Here is a 15,732-nt window from a genome sequence, read left to right on the forward strand (position 1 = left end):
TTATCGCCATCCTTTTTCAATAGTATTATTCAAGATCAAACAATCCTTTATTCAGGAGTTGTAATGTTTTGATTTTATGTTGTCCGCCTATCAGGATAGAAATGTTATGACGGCTGCCACCATAAGAGATCATCCTTAAAGGCACTTCATTCAGTGCATCAAATACTCTTTTCAGGATAGATGGTGTAGCTGCTACTTCATTACCTACAATCGATACGATGGTCTGGTGATGATCCAATTCTACTGTACCAAACGGCTGCAGTTCTTTTAGCAGCTGATCCAGGTGCAGGGTACTTTCTATCGTCAGGGAAACAGCTACTTCAGAAGTAGTGATCATATCGATAGGAGTACGGTATTTTTCAAACACTTCGAAGATCTTACGCAGGAAACCATATGCCAGCAGCATACGACTGGATTTGATTTTGATAGCGATGATACCATCTTTTGCTGCGATTGCTTTTACTCCATCTCCGTTAGGTAATTCGGTAATGATAGTACCTCTTGCTTCGGGCTGCATAGTGTTCAGCAATTTAACCGGAATGTTAAAATGCTGTGCAGGCCATATAGAAGCAGGATGTAAGATTTTAGCGCCGAAGTAAGCCAGTTCCGCCGCTTCATCAAAAGACAACTGCTCGATAGGGAAGGTTTTGTTCACTACCCTTGGATCGTTATTGTGCATGCCATCGATATCTGTCCAGATCTGTATTTCGCTGGCCTGTATGGCAGCGCCGATCAGGGAAGCAGAATAATCGCTGCCACCACGTTTCAGGTTATCTACTTCACCTCTTGCATTACGGCAGATGTATCCCTGTGTAATGAAGATGGTCTGGCCGGGATGCTTTTCCAGCATAGTACCCAGTCTGATCTTAATACGGGGAATTTCCGGCTCTTCAAACTCGTCTATACTCATGAAGTCGAGCGCAGGGATCAGCACAGCTGCAACACCGGCTTCTTCCAGGTATACGCTGAATAACTTAGTGGATAATAACTCACCCTGTGCCAGGATATCCTTATTAAGCGCCTCGTTGAAAGAGATCTTAAGAATGATGTTCAGGAACTCAAAATGTTCATCTACAACAGCGTTGGCCTTAGCACGGAAAGCTGCCTGTTTCACCAGTGCTTCACAGAATGTTCTGTAATGTGCTTCCAGCTTGTCTATCCGTTCCTTGGCCTGTTCCTTTTTCCCTTCAGACAATGATTGTCCAATCTCTACCAATGAGTTGGTAGTGCCGGACAATGCAGACAACACCACTATTTTCGGGGAATTGTCGGCAGTCACCAGTTCGGCTACGGCATGCATTCTTTCAGGTTTACCTACAGAAGTGCCGCCAAATTTTAAGATCTTCATTTGCTGTTGTATTGTTATATGTTTACTGGCTAAAAAGCCGCAAGTTCGGTGTTTAACCTTATTTTAAAAATTCAATTTAAATTTTCCGGCTACTTCCTGCAGGTCTTTTACCACTGCATCCACCAATGGAATGCCTGCTTCTCTCCGCTCCTTTTCCATTTCCCGCTCCGGATCTCCCGGGATCAGCACCTTTTCTCCGGCTACCGGGGTAGCGTTCCTGAAACGGGTAATCCAGTTGTCCATATGAGATTTAAACTCATCTGCCGGCCGGAATGCGTCAATGCGCATAGCGCCCAGGAAATGTCCGAGGCCCTGCCCTACAGGGTCTGGTGCCAGGGGTAAAAAGCTCACGAACGGAGGTGCCCAGGGGCCATAGTTGGCGCCTGAGAGAACAGCCGAGAATATATCTACGATGGAACCCAGGCAATATCCCTTATGACTTCCATGGTCACGGTCGCCACCAAGGGGCAGCAAGGCGCCACCATCTTTCAGTTCGTGTGGATTGGTACTTGATTGTCCATCTTTATCCTGTATCCAGCCGGTGGGAGCTTCCTCATGCTTGCGCTGCAGGATCTCCAGCTTGCCGTTGGCAGCGGTAGTAGTGGCAAAGTCAGCCACAAAGGGCGGCTGCTCATTGGCAGGGATGGCTACTGCAATAGGGTTGGTACCCAGCATACGCTCTGTAGCAAAAGTAGGTGCTACCAGCGGGCTGGCATTGGTCATAGCCATACCTATCATGTCCTTTTCAAGGGCCATCATGGCATGCTGCCCCGCAATACCGAAGTGATTGGAATTCTTTACGCTTACCCAGCCGGTGCCTACAGCGGTGGCCTTCTGAATGGCGATGGCCATGGCAAAAGGCGCTACTACCAGCCCCAGACCGCTATCGCCGTCTACAACTGCCGTGCTGGGCGTTTCGTGTACAATACGGATATTGGGCTTTGTATTGATACGTCCGGCCTCCCATAGCCGCACGTAACCGGTTAACCGGGCTACTCCGTGGGAATCGATGCCTCTAAGGTCGGCTGACAATAATACTTCGCTGGCCGTATCCGCATCTGCGGAAGAACAACCCATACGCACAAAGACTTCCCTGGTAAAATCACGCAGGTGTTGATAGGAAACTATATGACTCATGATCCGATTATACGATTATGCCTGTGCTGTTGGTCCGCCAAAGTTCATGGGCAGGTTTACCGGTTCCTGGTCCTGGATAGCCCCATGTACAGACTCATACTTCTTGATATTATCCACCATGGCTCTCATGAAGCGTTTGGCATGCTGTGGCGTCAGTATAATACGGGACTTCACCTTTGCCTTTGGCAAACCGGGCATCACATTAACAAAATCTACTACAAACTCCGCGTTGGAATGTGTAATGATAGCCAGATTGGCATATATACCTTCTGCTATTTCTTCACTTAACTCAATATTAAGCTGGCTCTGTTCTTCCTGCTGATTTTCCATATTATTTTGCTTTTGCGGTACAAATGTAAAAAAGAGACCTCAATATGAAAGGTCTCTTTTTATAAGTATTGTATTATGTTCCCCTTAAATTACTGTGCATCCCACCATACCCTGCGTGTGAGCGTGGTATTGGCCGGAGTATTTTTATTATAACGGACCTCACTGCTGGGATAATATACAGAACGGGGCAGCGCTCCGTTCAATGCATTGTTAGCAGGGGCCGTTAATGCGGGATAGCCCGTCCTGCGCCAGTCTGTCCAGGTTTCCGGATCCAGGAACAAAGCAATGTATTTCTGTACTATAATATCCTTTAAAGTAACAGTAGCGGCCGATTTCATCACCGTGGCCAGGTAAGTGGTGCTGCCTACAGTCCTTTCCAGGTTTGCCCTTATAGCTTCATTGTAGGATGCAGCTGCGGTTGTTTTATCGCTGTTCCTGAATGCCACTTCTGCCTCAATGAACTTCAGTTCTTCATAAGACATGAAATATACAGGAGAATTGGCGGAACCATATAAAGTACCCAACAGGGTGCTGTCGGAAGTATCGAAATAAACGCTGTACCGGGGATCTTCGTTAGTATACAACAGGTCGTTCAGATACCCGTCGAATGTAATATCCGCACGCTGGTCATTGAACTGGAACCAGGGTGCCTGAGTGGTAGCGGCGCTGCTTCCCACAAACTTCACAAATGCACCTTCCCCGTCAGCAAATCCGTCAGCGATCTGTGCCTTTGCTTTTGCCAGCGCAGTAGCATCGACCTTCACCACATGCAGATAGAATTTGGCCTTCAGTGAATGCGCAAATTTGAGCCACATATCCAGGTCTCCGTCAAATAAAAGGTCATCCGAGCTGCTGGGCTGGAAAGCACTGCCATCATCTGTAGACAGTTCGGTAATGGCCTGATCCAGTAAGCTCTGCAAAGTATCGTAGATCTGTTGCTGGGTGTTATATGTTGGCTGGGAGTTGTTTAACCCCTGAAATGCGTCTGTATAAGGAACATCTCCCCAGTAATCTGTAACCACTCCCAGGTCATTGGCCATCAGGATTTTACCCAATGCTGCATAATGTAACTGTCCTTTGCTGACAGCTATTTTTATGAGGGTATCTACATTGGTCATAATAGCGCCGTAAAAACCGGCATACCACATATTATCCACATCATCCGGTGTGAGTATATAACTGTTATAACTGGCTGACTGATTAGCGGCACCTGTAACCTGTTGCATAAAGATGGAAGCAAAACGGGAGGCATCCCCACCCCATGTGTAAGCGCTCGATAGAATAACCCCTGGCAATATAGCAGATGGTGTAGGCGCTTTTAACTGGGAAGGATCGTCATTAATACCACTATAAAAGTATGCTTTCTTACAACCCTGCGAAACGAGCAACAGGATCAATATTGGTAGTATATATTTTGTAGTACGTAACATGTCTTACTTTTTTACTGTTTAGAATTTAAACTTCAGGTTCAATCCATAACTGGAAGTGCCGGGCATATTAAAATAATCAATGCCCTGCGCATTGGTAGCCCCTGTAAGACTGGTTTCCGGATCTATCCCTTTGTAGGGAGACCATAACAGGATATTACGGGCAAACAAACTGGCAGATATCGTTTTAATGAATTTTCCCTTATCAAATTTTGAAAGGTTAAAATCATAAGCAAGACTTACTTCACGTAGTTTAATATAAGAAGCATCATCTATAAATGTTTCTGTCTGTGCGCCAAAGCCGCCACCATTACCCTGGTACCAGGCCTGATCAAGAGGCACTGCTGTTGTATTGGCTGCTCCTGCTCCAGGTTTCTCTGCAGCGCCATCATTATGTACAATCTCGCCGGCATCATTCAGATGCCCCAATACACCCTGGAAAAGATTGTTACTACCACGATTTAATGTATAGGCAGAAGTACCTATTGCCATTAAAGAACCACGGGTACCATTCCACATGTCACCCTTGTGTTTCCAATCGAACAATGTATACAGTGACAATCCCTTATAAGTGAAAGTATTACCAAATCCCAGCAGGAACTTAGGGTTTGGATCACCCACCTGTGTCTGTTCCGTTGAGACTACAGGATAACCAAAATCTCCGCTCTGATCGCTAATCACGATGCGGCCCTGGCTATCCCTCAACCATCCATAAGCATAGATGATCCCTGCAGCCTTACCCGGCAGATGTGAAATTGTAGTACCGGTAAAACCATTTACAGTGATCTGGTTGATACCTGGCGCCAGTTTAAGCACCTTGCTCCTGTTCATGCTGTAGTTAACTATCATATCCCAGGAGAAAATCTTTCCTACGATTGGTTTTGCAGTAAATGACATTTCAAACCCCTTGTTCCGGATAGAACCTGCATTGAGCGTAACATACTGGAATCCGGCAGATGCTGCTATCGGAGAACGTACCAGCAGGTCTGTACCTTTGGAATAATAATACGTTGCATCCACTCCCAACCTGTTCTGTAAGAACTGTAACTGTAAACCAACTTCGTATGAAACTGTTTTCTCTGGCTTCAGATTTGGATTACCTAACACATTATTTAAACTGAAACTACCCTTGCCGTCATACGGGAAAGTGACACCGGTAGTATATCCGTCAGGATAAGTAGTAGGTGTAAAGAAAGAACGGATATTGAAAGGCCCGGGGTCCTTACCTACCTGGGCCGCTGATAAACGCAACTTACCCATACTTAACACATCTCCACCCTTTAAACCTTCCAGCTCAGTAAACACAAATCCGAGACTGGCAGAAGGATAAAAGAATGAATTGGTTTTTTTAGGTAAAGTGGAAGACCAGTCATTACGTCCTGTTATTTCCAGGAACAGCATTGACATGAAGTCCAGGTTAATATCAAAATAACCGGAAGCTCTTCTGTATGGAGTGACGAAATTATACGACTTCTGTGCGGTTGCATTACTGATATTATCATAACCGGGAGAGGTTAATCCATCTCCCTGCACATATAATTCATCCAGTTTACGGGAGTAATAGTTATTACCCACCTTTGCATCCAGACGGAAATTTTTAGAGAGCTGTTTGCTGTAGGTAAGAATCAGATCAGAGTTCACACTTTTATATGTGTACCTGTCATCAAACACTCTACCACCAGAATAAGCACCAGACTGTATTTCATAATACTGGTGACGGTTATCACTATAGATATCCGTTCCTATGCGGTAAGTAAGGGAAAAGTCCTGCGAAATACCCCAGTCCATCTGCACATTCCCGATAATACGGTTCACTGTTGTAGTGTAGGGGTTCTGGTTAATTGTCCAGTAAGGATTATCATAAATACCATTGCGGTAAGACCTTTGTAATCCATTGGAGAATAAATAAGTTCTGGGATTATCCGCTTTTAGTCCGCCATTGGAATTGTCAAAATTGATAGGTGTTCTCGTTAATCCCAGCATGATACCGGAAAGGTTACTACCATTCTGAGGCATATTGCCACCGGATGTAGTAAAGTTAACATTGCTGGATACTTTCACTTTTTCAGACACTTTCAACTGTCCTGCAAATGCTACAGAACTGCGTTGCAGGCTTTGTGTAGGTACAATAGAGTTCTGATAAAGATGCGATACGGACATCCTATAGGTGGCTACATCCGAACCTCCGGTAAAAGAAAGGGAATTATTATAAGTAGTTCCTGTCCTCCAGAAGTCTTTTGTATTATCATAAGGATGGAAGGGCATTTTAGCGGAAGGATCAGACCGTCCTACTACATCGCCATGCTGATCATATTCATTTGGTATACCTGTCCAGGACAGTGTATCTGCTTTTGGGCCCCAGGAATAACGGTTGGTTGATGAAAACGGCGCCAGTATTCCACCTGAGCCTCTGGCATATACCATCTGTATCTTAGGCAACCTGTTTACCACATCAAATGAAACACCGGTACTGAATTCTACCTGTATCCTGCCGGATTTCCCTTTTTTAGTGGTAATGATAATAGCACCGTTAGCAGCATCAATACCATAAAGAGCCGCAGCTGCCGGTCCCTTCAATACAGAAATACTCTCTATATCATCCGGGTTGATATCTGCGCCACGGTTCGTATTGGTAGCGCCCTGCAATACATTATTAGTACCATCAGACGGGTCTCCTGAATAATTCTGTGAGTTATCAATTGGGATACCATCAATCACAAACAGCGGCTGGTTATTGCCTGTAAGTGAATTGGTACCTCTTAATTTAACATAGGTAGCCGCCCCTGGTGTACCACCGGAACCTACTACCTGTAATCCGGCCACTTTACCGGACAATGCTCTTAAAGCATCGCCCTGACTGGCCTTCACCAGATCATCTCCCTTTACATCCTGTACAGCATATCCCAACGCTTTTTTCTCACGCCGGATACCCAACCCCGTTACGATTACTTCCTGCAGGTTGGTATTATCCTGTGCAAGTGTCACATTCAGCGTAGAATTATCTCCTACCGTAATTTCCTTAACGGAAAAACCTATACTTCTGATTTGTAAAACAGCATTATTACCATCCACTATTAAGTGGAAGGTCCCATTCGAACCAGCGGTAGTACCCCTGTTGGTACCCTTGATTTGTATGGTAGCAAACGGTATTGGCGCACCATCGTTACTGGTCACCTTTCCGGTGACTTCACGTTGCTGGGCAGAAATGTTGAGCGTAAGAAGAAAAAATGAAAACAGGATTAGTAGTTGTTTAAGCATAACGGTTCTGGAATTTATGCAAATGATTAAATGCAACTTGTAGTCAGTATGATAAAAGCCATTTATAAGAATCTTATATACGTTTTACTAGCACGATTCCGGTTGTATTGTCCTATTTGGGTCGGGTCTGATAGGATTAACAAAAAAAACTACGAAGGGTTCTATATTGGGAAAGATATTTTGGAAAAATGATACTTCAACTGCATTTTCCCACTACAAAATTAAGCCATTTAGGTGTACCAATAACAAAAAAAGGCCCCGGCAAATGCCGGGGCCTTCTAACAATTATAGTCCTGTTTAGTTTAGAATTTATCCCAGAATAACTTGGTAGTTACTTTATCTCCGCCTATTGCAGCAGCTGCTGCATCATATTGCGTTTTATTCAGGTTCTGTTCGCTGACAGGATATGTCAGTCTTACAGGAATATTGCTGTATGAAATATCTGCCGGAGCATTTAAGATAGGATAATCCAGTCTTCTCCATTCCAGCCAGGCATCATAGCCCCTGTTATATAAGGCGATATATTTCTGCATGCCTATTTTTGACTGCCAGGTACCGGTCAATGTAGCGTAATCTACAGTTGGCTGAGCAATATAGGTAGCTGCATCTGCTGCAGAACCTCCCCAGTAAGTAATAGAAGCTGCAATACCTTTATTATAGTGCTCAGCAGCTGTACCTGTTACAGCAAATCCGCCGCGGGCAACTGCTTCTGCCAGTGCAAATTCCACTTCTGCGTAGTCTATGAGTATTGCTTCAAAATTGGCAGCGGTGATCTTTGCACTTACATGTGAGTAACTGGAATAAACATTACCGGAGCCATATACACCACCAATATACGCACCTGATCCTGTTGCGGTATAATAGAAAGGACGTCTTGGGTCATTGGTAGCGTTCATTGGATCTACCAGTGTGGTAGGTATCACATAGTCTTTACGTTTGCTCTTTACCAGGTCTACCCAGATAGGGTTTGTATTTGGTTCAGAACTCAGGTATTCTAATATAGCATTGTCTGCATTAGAGGTAAAAACGTTTGTTGCCGCATCATTTACTACTTCTACAGCTTTTGCATTGTCTATATCAGCAATCACCAGACCCATTTTTAATCTCATGGCGTTGGCTAACTTAATCCAGGAAGCCACATTACCCTGGTATATGAGGTCGGCAGTACCGAAACTACCCTGTGAAACATCCAGTGCAGCAACGTCTGCTTTCAGACGGTCCAGCAACGCATAGTATACCGTTTTCTGATCATCAAACTTAGGGTCCAGCTTGTTGATATCCATTGTTTCGGTATAAGGGATATTACCATAGCAGGTTACCAGTATAAAATTGGTATATGCTTCTGTGATATCGATGATAGCCAGTTTATTCTTTTTAATGATAGCATCAGCTGGCAGTAAAGCAGAATCAGCTTTGATAAGTGCTTTACCAGCAGAGAGATCTTTTAACACATCTCTGTATAATGCCTGCCAGAAAGCCTGCGGAATGTTACGGGTACCCAGGTCATAACGGCTCTCGTCTATATATGTAACCTGCGCCTGATATTGTGCCAGCAACCTGAATACGTTCAGGTTTACGCTGTTGGACGTCAGGTTATCGTAGAGATTTTTTTCTGCGGAAGAGAACAGCATCTCTCCGGGAACAACGACTGCCTTTTTAGGATCGTCATTCAGACTGCTAAGTTTTGTACAGGAAGTAGCAAAAACAAGCATTGATGATATAATTACAAATATCTTTTTCATGTCGAATATTTTCTTAACTGATAATTAGAACCTGAACCTTAAGTTGGCACCGAAAGTGCGGTAAGTAGGATACACACCACTCTGATACCCCTGGATATTACCTGCGCTGAGGTTTTCTTCAGGGTCAGCCATTGGTAAGTTTTTATGAATGATCCAGAGGTTACGACCTAACAGGCTCACATCAATTCCTTTAAATGCTTTGATATGGCTTATCAGGCTTACAGGCAAAGAATAAGTAAGAGATACTTCACGTAATTTTATAAAGCTGGCATCATAAACGAATGCTTTAGCGGGATAACCATTTACACCTAAACCACGGGTACCACTTACACGAACTCTCTGGGTATTTACTTTTCCATCAGGAGTTACACCATCGAAAACGATACCACCACCATCTTCAACTGCGTCCCGGATAGATTTACCTTTGTCGTTCAGTCTTACGCTTTCAGCGTAGATACCGGTAGACTGGCCATAATACTGATCGAGAGAGAATACATCTCCACCGTGTTTCATATCTACCAGGAATGCTAAAGACAGATCCTTATACCTTAAGGTATTGGTAATACCACCTATCCAGTCTGGAGTGTAGTTACCGATTACATTGTTGGCAGAACCGGTTTTCTGATAGTAACCAGGACTGTCTCCATCTGCATCATACACTACTTTTTTACCGGTTGTTTTGTCATATATGAAGTCTGTACCACGGATTACACCATATGCATCATTTTTAGCATGCCCAATGGTGATACCACCCTGTAAGGTGAAAGAACCAAGTTGGATAAAGTCTACACCTGAAGGCAGGTCCAGTACTTTACTCTTGTTCTTAGACCAGTTTACACCAACAACCCAGGAGAAGTCGCGTGTTTTTACTGGTGTTACATTCAGGCTTACTTCCACCCCTTTATTGCTGATGGTACCTGCATTTATATAAATCTGATCATAACCGGTAGCCCTTGAAACAGGTAAACGCAGGATCTGATCAATACTTTTTGAAGTGTAGTAAGTAACGTCTATGCTAACACGGTTCTGGAAGAAGGATGCTTCCACACCTGTTTCAAAACTCTTTGTCTGTTCTGGTTTCAGGTGAGCATTTGCTTTAGTAGCCGGTACAGAGAACAGCGGAACGCTACCGAAACCACTTGGTTTATCGTAAGCGTCAATCAACGCCTGTGCAGGCGCACTGTTACCTACCTGTGCGTAGTTCACACGTAATTTACCGTAAGATAACCATGGTGCTTTTACTACTTCAGAGAATACGAAACCGAGTGATGCGGATGGATAGTAGTATGCATTATTTCCTTTAGGTAAAGTGGAAGACTGATCACGACGACCGGTCAGATCCAGGAATAACATTTTCTTATATCCTAATCCAACGCTGGCAAAAATACCATTCACCTGCATAGCACTATCTGCTTCAACTGGTGCCTGAATAGGGTTTACAGAGTTAGATAAAGAGTATAATTTAGGAACTACCAGTCCACCGTTCGTTTCTTCGCGCACATATTTTACGCGGGTATTACGAACGTTACCACCTACGAGGCCGGTAAACTTGAAGTTGTTGTTAATTTCCTTATCAACATTCAGTAACAGGTCATAGTTATATTCACCGAACGTACCGTCATATCTTGAATAGGAAGAGGTATTCTTACTACCAACTGCATTTCTTTCTTCCTGAGACTGCGTATAAGTATCCATACTCACTCTACCCAGTAAATTCAGCCAGTTAGTGATTTTATAGTTCAATGCAACATTTCCGAAATAACGAACACGATTATCTTTCTCGTAGTTTTCGTATCTCATGAAATACATGTTATCTGTGTAGATAGGAACCGGGTTGTCCGGGTCCTGCAGGTTCCAGCTTTTATTTAGTTTTGTTCTCTCGTAATCTTCCTGCTGTTGTTTCATGTCTACGTTCATCTCCCACCACTGGCGGAAGCCCTGCATAGGGTTGTATTCATCATAACCGGTACCATAACGGCCTTTACCATCTACCTTAGACATATTCACGGCAGCGCTGGCAGTTAATTTGCTGGTTAAGTTGTAAGAAGCTCCGAAGTTCAGCATGTCCTTTGCCAGCTTGGCATTAGGAAGCATACCGTTCTCAATGGTTTTGGTATAACCGAGTTTAAAGTAACCCTGATCTCCACCACCATCGATAGTAACACTGGTATTAGAAGCGGTTGTATTTTTGAAGAAGTAAGATGGATCGTGCTGTGCAGCAACCCATGGACTTGCTTTTTTATATTGAGGAGAGGTTGGATCGAATGAACGGTAGTTGTATACCATCAGGTTTGGATCGAATTTAGCACCGAAAGAAGCATCTTCTGACATTGGTACAACCAGGTCTTTCTGACCGTCACCGTTGACATCCCTGTAAAGGAAATAACCATCCGGAGATTCGTATGTATAATCGTCCTTATCGTAATAACCAGCACCGTATTGTTTCTGATATTTAGGGAAGGTACTCTTATCCATAGTACCTATTGTACCACCAATATTGACAGTTACACCCAATCCTTTTCTGCCTTTTTTGGTGGTGATCATGATCACACCATTTGCAGCACGGGAACCATACAATGCAGCAGCAGCGGCACCTTTCAGTACGTTGATAGATTGTACGTCATCAGGGTTAATATCTGCCGCAGCATTACCATAGTCAAAACCACCACGGCCTGAAGCCTGATCAGAGGTGTTGGTAGTAGAGTTGTCGATAGGTACTCCATCTACAACAAACAATGCCTGGTTTGAGTTTTGAAAAGATTTATTACCACGCAGTACGATGTTGGTAGAACCACCCATTGTACTGTTTCTGCGTACTTCCAGACCTGCAACTTTACCTGATAAAGAGTTTACAACGTTAGGATCACGGGTCCTGTTCAGCTCTTCTGCACTTACTGTTTGTGCTGAGTAAGCCAGTTCATTCTTTTTCCTGGTAATACCCAATGCAGTCACTACTACTTCCTGAAGGTTTTTGTCTTCTTCTTTCAGTTTTATGGTGATAGCGTTGTTACTTCCAAGGGTAATCTCCTGTGAGGCAAAACCTACACTTCTGATGAGGATAACAGGATCACTTCCTGTTACTGTCAGTTTAAAACTTCCCTGCTGATCTGTTGTTGTCCCTGTTGTTGTCCCTTTAAGTTGTACTGTTGCGAAGGGTAAAGGAGATCCGTCTGCGCCGGTAACCTTACCCGTAATCTGACGCTGTTGAGCATACGCCAGAGTTACGCTCACCATAAGCATAGTGAGAAAGAGTAACGCTCTTTTCATAAAACGATTTAGATTTAGTTGACAATAAAAATTTTAAATGAGTTACGCTCTTGCCGCAATAGCCAACCAACAGCCATTACAGCAAAAGCCTCATAAGCTTAAACCACAGTTTTTATACTAATAACTTTTTTGCTAAAAAAACCATCCGGGGTGAAGGCGGCAAGAACCTGGATGGCTGTGTGTGGCACAGTACATAACTCATTCCCTGCTATGAGATGCATAGAACAGAACCGCTGTAAAAAGGTTGACAAAAGGTTAATCACAGCACAGCAGGAAAAAGAGATGTTGGCCTCTTTCATATTACGATTTAGATTTTGGTTGAGAAGCACAATTTATAGATTTTTTTTTCTCCCTGCCAAGAATATTTTAACTTTTTTTTAGGAGAAGATAAATTTTAAATATGTAATAATATTATTCACAATATTATAAGTACAAAAAAAGTGCTCGTTTTTTAATGTTATTTGTCTATTCTATCTTTAGAATAACTGTTGCATCTGAAATGTGAGTCCATTTTTATTACTCTGTTCTGATGCAAAGGCTGAGTAGATAGTCTGCTGAAACCGCACCCATAGCAAGAATCGGGGCATCAGACGCCATCGTGTACATAGTTGGTACTGGTATCCTCTGCCATATAGTTGTGATAACATATACTCATATAAGATCCCGGATGTTATTACATACATGGTTGTTGCTGTACCTCCCGTGACGAATGTTATATATCTTCCGGAAAATGTAAATGGTGTTTTTTCGGGTTGGTAAGCAGCGTCGAGGAATAATAAAAAGCCTTGTTGATTAGAGTTGAGCGGATTGGAGATATTGGGGGTGAAGTTTTTCGTTGCTTTGTTTACTTCTATCCTGCTCTTTATAATTAACCCTTCTTTTAGTTGCATACTTATCTGGCATCGCCAGCTTTGTTTTTCTTCCGGTACTGCCCATTTTATAAAGTTGTCATCGTCTTCTTTTTGCTGTTTAGCAGAATAGCTATAACGGATAAATGCTTCTGTGTGTTTGTCCGGTGTGTAAGTGAGAGATAGTAATACTTCTTTTCCATTACCGGGTGCATTCATGCTGTATGATAACCAGGGAAAACTGAATACATCTGCATAGCCGTTTACTATTAAATACGGCGTAATTTTTAATGAGATAGCGGTATATAGTCCGCGTTCATTTACAGCTTTATAATACTCTCCGAATGCATTGTTATACATAGATTGGTAGGCCCTGTTATAATTGCGGTATAGTATACTGATGTCTGCATTTTTTGCTACACTGGCAAGGATTCCGTGTACCATTCCTGTTTTGCCGTTATCACTCATGGCTATTTCCCCGAAGAAATGTATGTTCTTCCAGGTAGCGGCGTAGTCTATGCTGGCGTTGGTTAATTGTGTTCCATTAAATGCAAAAAGATTGTAGGGTTTATTGTCTTTTTGTAGTGGAATGGTGTAGTGATGACTGATGATATTTATACCAGTATGCCAGTTTTGTTTTACAATGGAGAGATTACCTCCTGTTGTAAATTGCTGTATTGCATTTCTTTTTTGTTTCTCTGTTTCTGTACGATGGTAACCACTGCTGTAGAGCGATGCCAGTAATGTATCTATTGTTCCATCTAATTGTCTTAATGAAATAAACGTTGTTCCTTCCCAATTGCCTTTTTGCAGCGTAATACCAGCTCCTCTGAAGAAATAAAATTCTCCTGCGGAGGCGTAGGGACGTAATAAATCAGCTTCTCTTTTTATCTGCATTACAGCAGGGCCTTTACCCAGTGCCAGTGTTTGCCAGTTGATGAGACCCTGGCCCATGTTTACGGTAAAATCTCCCAGTGCTAATGCTTTGATGTGTTTGTAGTTTTTTACAAACAGGTGTGCGCTGTTGAAGTCGAATAGTTTTTCTCCTGCATCTTTTTCTGTTAGTATTCCCCAGCTTATGTAATCAGGGAAATTATAGCGGTAGCGGAGTAATAGTTTATCGGGGTTGTTGTAGCGGAATAAAATTGCATGATCCCCTTTATGCGTATAGTCTTTAAAAGTATAGTGTGGTTGCAGATCTTCTCCTACCTGTACATAGGGCAGTAAACTACGGATAAGTGCGGCATCAAAACCGGGTATTGCCTGCAATTCATAGATGCTTAACAGCTTACCTAATAGCTGGCGGTATAACATGAAATTAGTGATCTGTAAAGGTGTCAATAAGCCCAGTGATTGTAAGGCTGCGGCATCTGCTGTATTTAAAGAAATCTTATGACGTGTGTAACTGTTTAGTAGTTGCAGCTGTGCATCATCGTCTGGTATTTCCATGTGGTTCTCCAGCTGATTTTCTGCTGTTGCAGTTAATTCCTGCGCGTGTATATACTGGCTATATAACAGCAACAGTATTAAGCCTTTTTTAATTGCCATATAATGGATGTATTGGGTGTGAAGCCTAGTTGTGGATGATGAGAAGCGGAGAAGAAAATACGCATTCTGTTTAGTGTAAAACTGGCGGCAGCATTGGTTGGAGATGTGCCCAGTTGCAGTGATAACTGTGGAATGATACGGTATTCACACATGACTTTAGCAACAGGTGATACATCATTTTCCTGTACTACAGCAGTGCTGATCAGGAAGTTTTCGGAGACTTCGTAGCCGATGCCTGCTGTGTAGATAACAGATAATGGTTCATCTCCCAGTTTTCTGTTGGCAGGGTTGAACAGGTGTAACCCTGCGTGTAGTTGTGGTGTGATATGTAACAGGCATCCCAGTTCGAAGGTAACAGTGTTTGTACTGCCGTATTGCCGGATAGTGTTGGAGAGATAATCTATCTGCATACCTATGCTTAGTTTATTACCTAATTGTCTGCCATAGGCTATGCCTAGCTGTTGCTGACGGTAAGCACTGTATCCTGCCTGCTGAATGTTGAATGCAAAGGCTCCTGGTGGCACAGGTAATGTCACTACTGCGGTATATAAACTGAGTGCCTTTAACATGAATCTTCTTTCGGCATTTATACCGGCGGATGGTACTGTAATGTAAGCCAGTGCAGCCTGGTTTTGCATAGCCGTAAATACCTGCTGAAAATGGCGGCTGTATGTACCTGGGTATTGTTGCTTTTCTGCGGAAAGCCATAAATTTTGTGCGTACGAAAACACACTGCACGTTGTGCAAACAATGGAAACAAACATCTTTTTCAAAACAACCAGTATTGGTTAACAAACAAAAAAAACTCCTCACCGGGAAGTGAGGAG

At 43.1% G+C, this 15,732-nt stretch carries 9 protein-coding genes; all 9 read right to left on the minus strand.

Going from position 1 to position 15,732, the window contains the following annotated elements:
• Positions 1-25 precede the first annotated feature (25 nt).
• Entirely contained in the window at positions 26-1,348 is a 1,323-nt protein-coding gene (locus BMW86_RS04575) for an aspartate kinase (protein WP_089779395.1), read from the minus strand.
• A gap of 63 nt (positions 1,349-1,411) precedes the next feature.
• Complete coding sequence (locus BMW86_RS04580; protein ID WP_089779398.1) at positions 1,412-2,485, minus strand: Ldh family oxidoreductase; 1,074 nt, start codon at positions 2,483-2,485, stop codon at positions 1,412-1,414.
• Positions 2,486-2,500: 15 nt separating this feature from the next.
• Positions 2,501-2,815, minus strand: a complete 315-nt coding sequence (locus BMW86_RS04585; RefSeq protein ID WP_089779400.1) for a DUF3467 domain-containing protein — start codon at positions 2,813-2,815, stop codon at positions 2,501-2,503.
• 89 nt (positions 2,816-2,904) lie between these two features.
• Positions 2,905-4,245 (minus strand): SusD/RagB family nutrient-binding outer membrane lipoprotein, encoded by a 1,341-nt coding sequence (locus tag BMW86_RS04590; RefSeq protein ID WP_089779402.1) that lies wholly within the window; start codon positions 4,243-4,245, stop codon positions 2,905-2,907.
• 18 nt (positions 4,246-4,263) lie between these two features.
• Complete coding sequence (locus BMW86_RS04595) at positions 4,264-7,500, minus strand: SusC/RagA family TonB-linked outer membrane protein (protein WP_089779403.1); 3,237 nt, start codon at positions 7,498-7,500, stop codon at positions 4,264-4,266.
• Positions 7,501-7,802: 302 nt separating this feature from the next.
• A complete protein-coding gene (locus tag BMW86_RS04600; RefSeq protein WP_089779405.1) occupies positions 7,803-9,242 on the minus strand; it encodes a SusD/RagB family nutrient-binding outer membrane lipoprotein in 1,440 nt (479 codons plus the stop codon).
• 24 nt (positions 9,243-9,266) lie between these two features.
• A complete protein-coding gene (locus BMW86_RS04605; RefSeq protein WP_089779407.1) occupies positions 9,267-12,509 on the minus strand; it encodes a SusC/RagA family TonB-linked outer membrane protein in 3,243 nt (1,080 codons plus the stop codon).
• Positions 12,510-12,985: 476 nt separating this feature from the next.
• On the minus strand, positions 12,986-14,905 hold the full coding sequence (locus BMW86_RS04610) for a ComEA family DNA-binding protein (RefSeq protein WP_089779409.1): 1,920 nt from the start codon (positions 14,903-14,905) through the stop codon (positions 12,986-12,988).
• Positions 14,884-15,678, minus strand: a complete 795-nt coding sequence (locus tag BMW86_RS04615; protein WP_143056484.1) for a hypothetical protein — start codon at positions 15,676-15,678, stop codon at positions 14,884-14,886. Before BMW86_RS04615 ends, BMW86_RS04610 begins: the two co-directional genes overlap by 22 nt.
• Positions 15,679-15,732: the final 54 nt, after the last annotated feature.

Origin of the sequence: Chitinophaga sp. YR573 (assembly GCF_900110995.1) — a bacterium.
GTDB lineage: Bacteria > Bacteroidota > Bacteroidia > Chitinophagales > Chitinophagaceae > Chitinophaga.

Coding starts and splice junctions, on each gene's coding strand:
- BMW86_RS04575 (WP_089779395.1), bottom strand. CDS start 1,348: ATGAAGATCTTAAAATTTGGCGGCACTTCTGTAGGTAAACCTGAAAGA.
- BMW86_RS04580 (WP_089779398.1), bottom strand. CDS start 2,485: ATGAGTCATATAGTTTCCTATCAACACCTGCGTGATTTTACCAGGGAA.
- BMW86_RS04585 (WP_089779400.1), bottom strand. CDS start 2,815: ATGGAAAATCAGCAGGAAGAACAGAGCCAGCTTAATATTGAGTTAAGT.
- BMW86_RS04590 (WP_089779402.1), bottom strand. CDS start 4,245: ATGTTACGTACTACAAAATATATACTACCAATATTGATCCTGTTGCTC.
- BMW86_RS04595 (WP_089779403.1), bottom strand. CDS start 7,500: ATGCTTAAACAACTACTAATCCTGTTTTCATTTTTTCTTCTTACGCTC.
- BMW86_RS04600 (WP_089779405.1), bottom strand. CDS start 9,242: ATGAAAAAGATATTTGTAATTATATCATCAATGCTTGTTTTTGCTACT.
- BMW86_RS04605 (WP_089779407.1), bottom strand. CDS start 12,509: ATGAAAAGAGCGTTACTCTTTCTCACTATGCTTATGGTGAGCGTAACT.
- BMW86_RS04610 (WP_089779409.1), bottom strand. CDS start 14,905: ATGGCAATTAAAAAAGGCTTAATACTGTTGCTGTTATATAGCCAGTAT.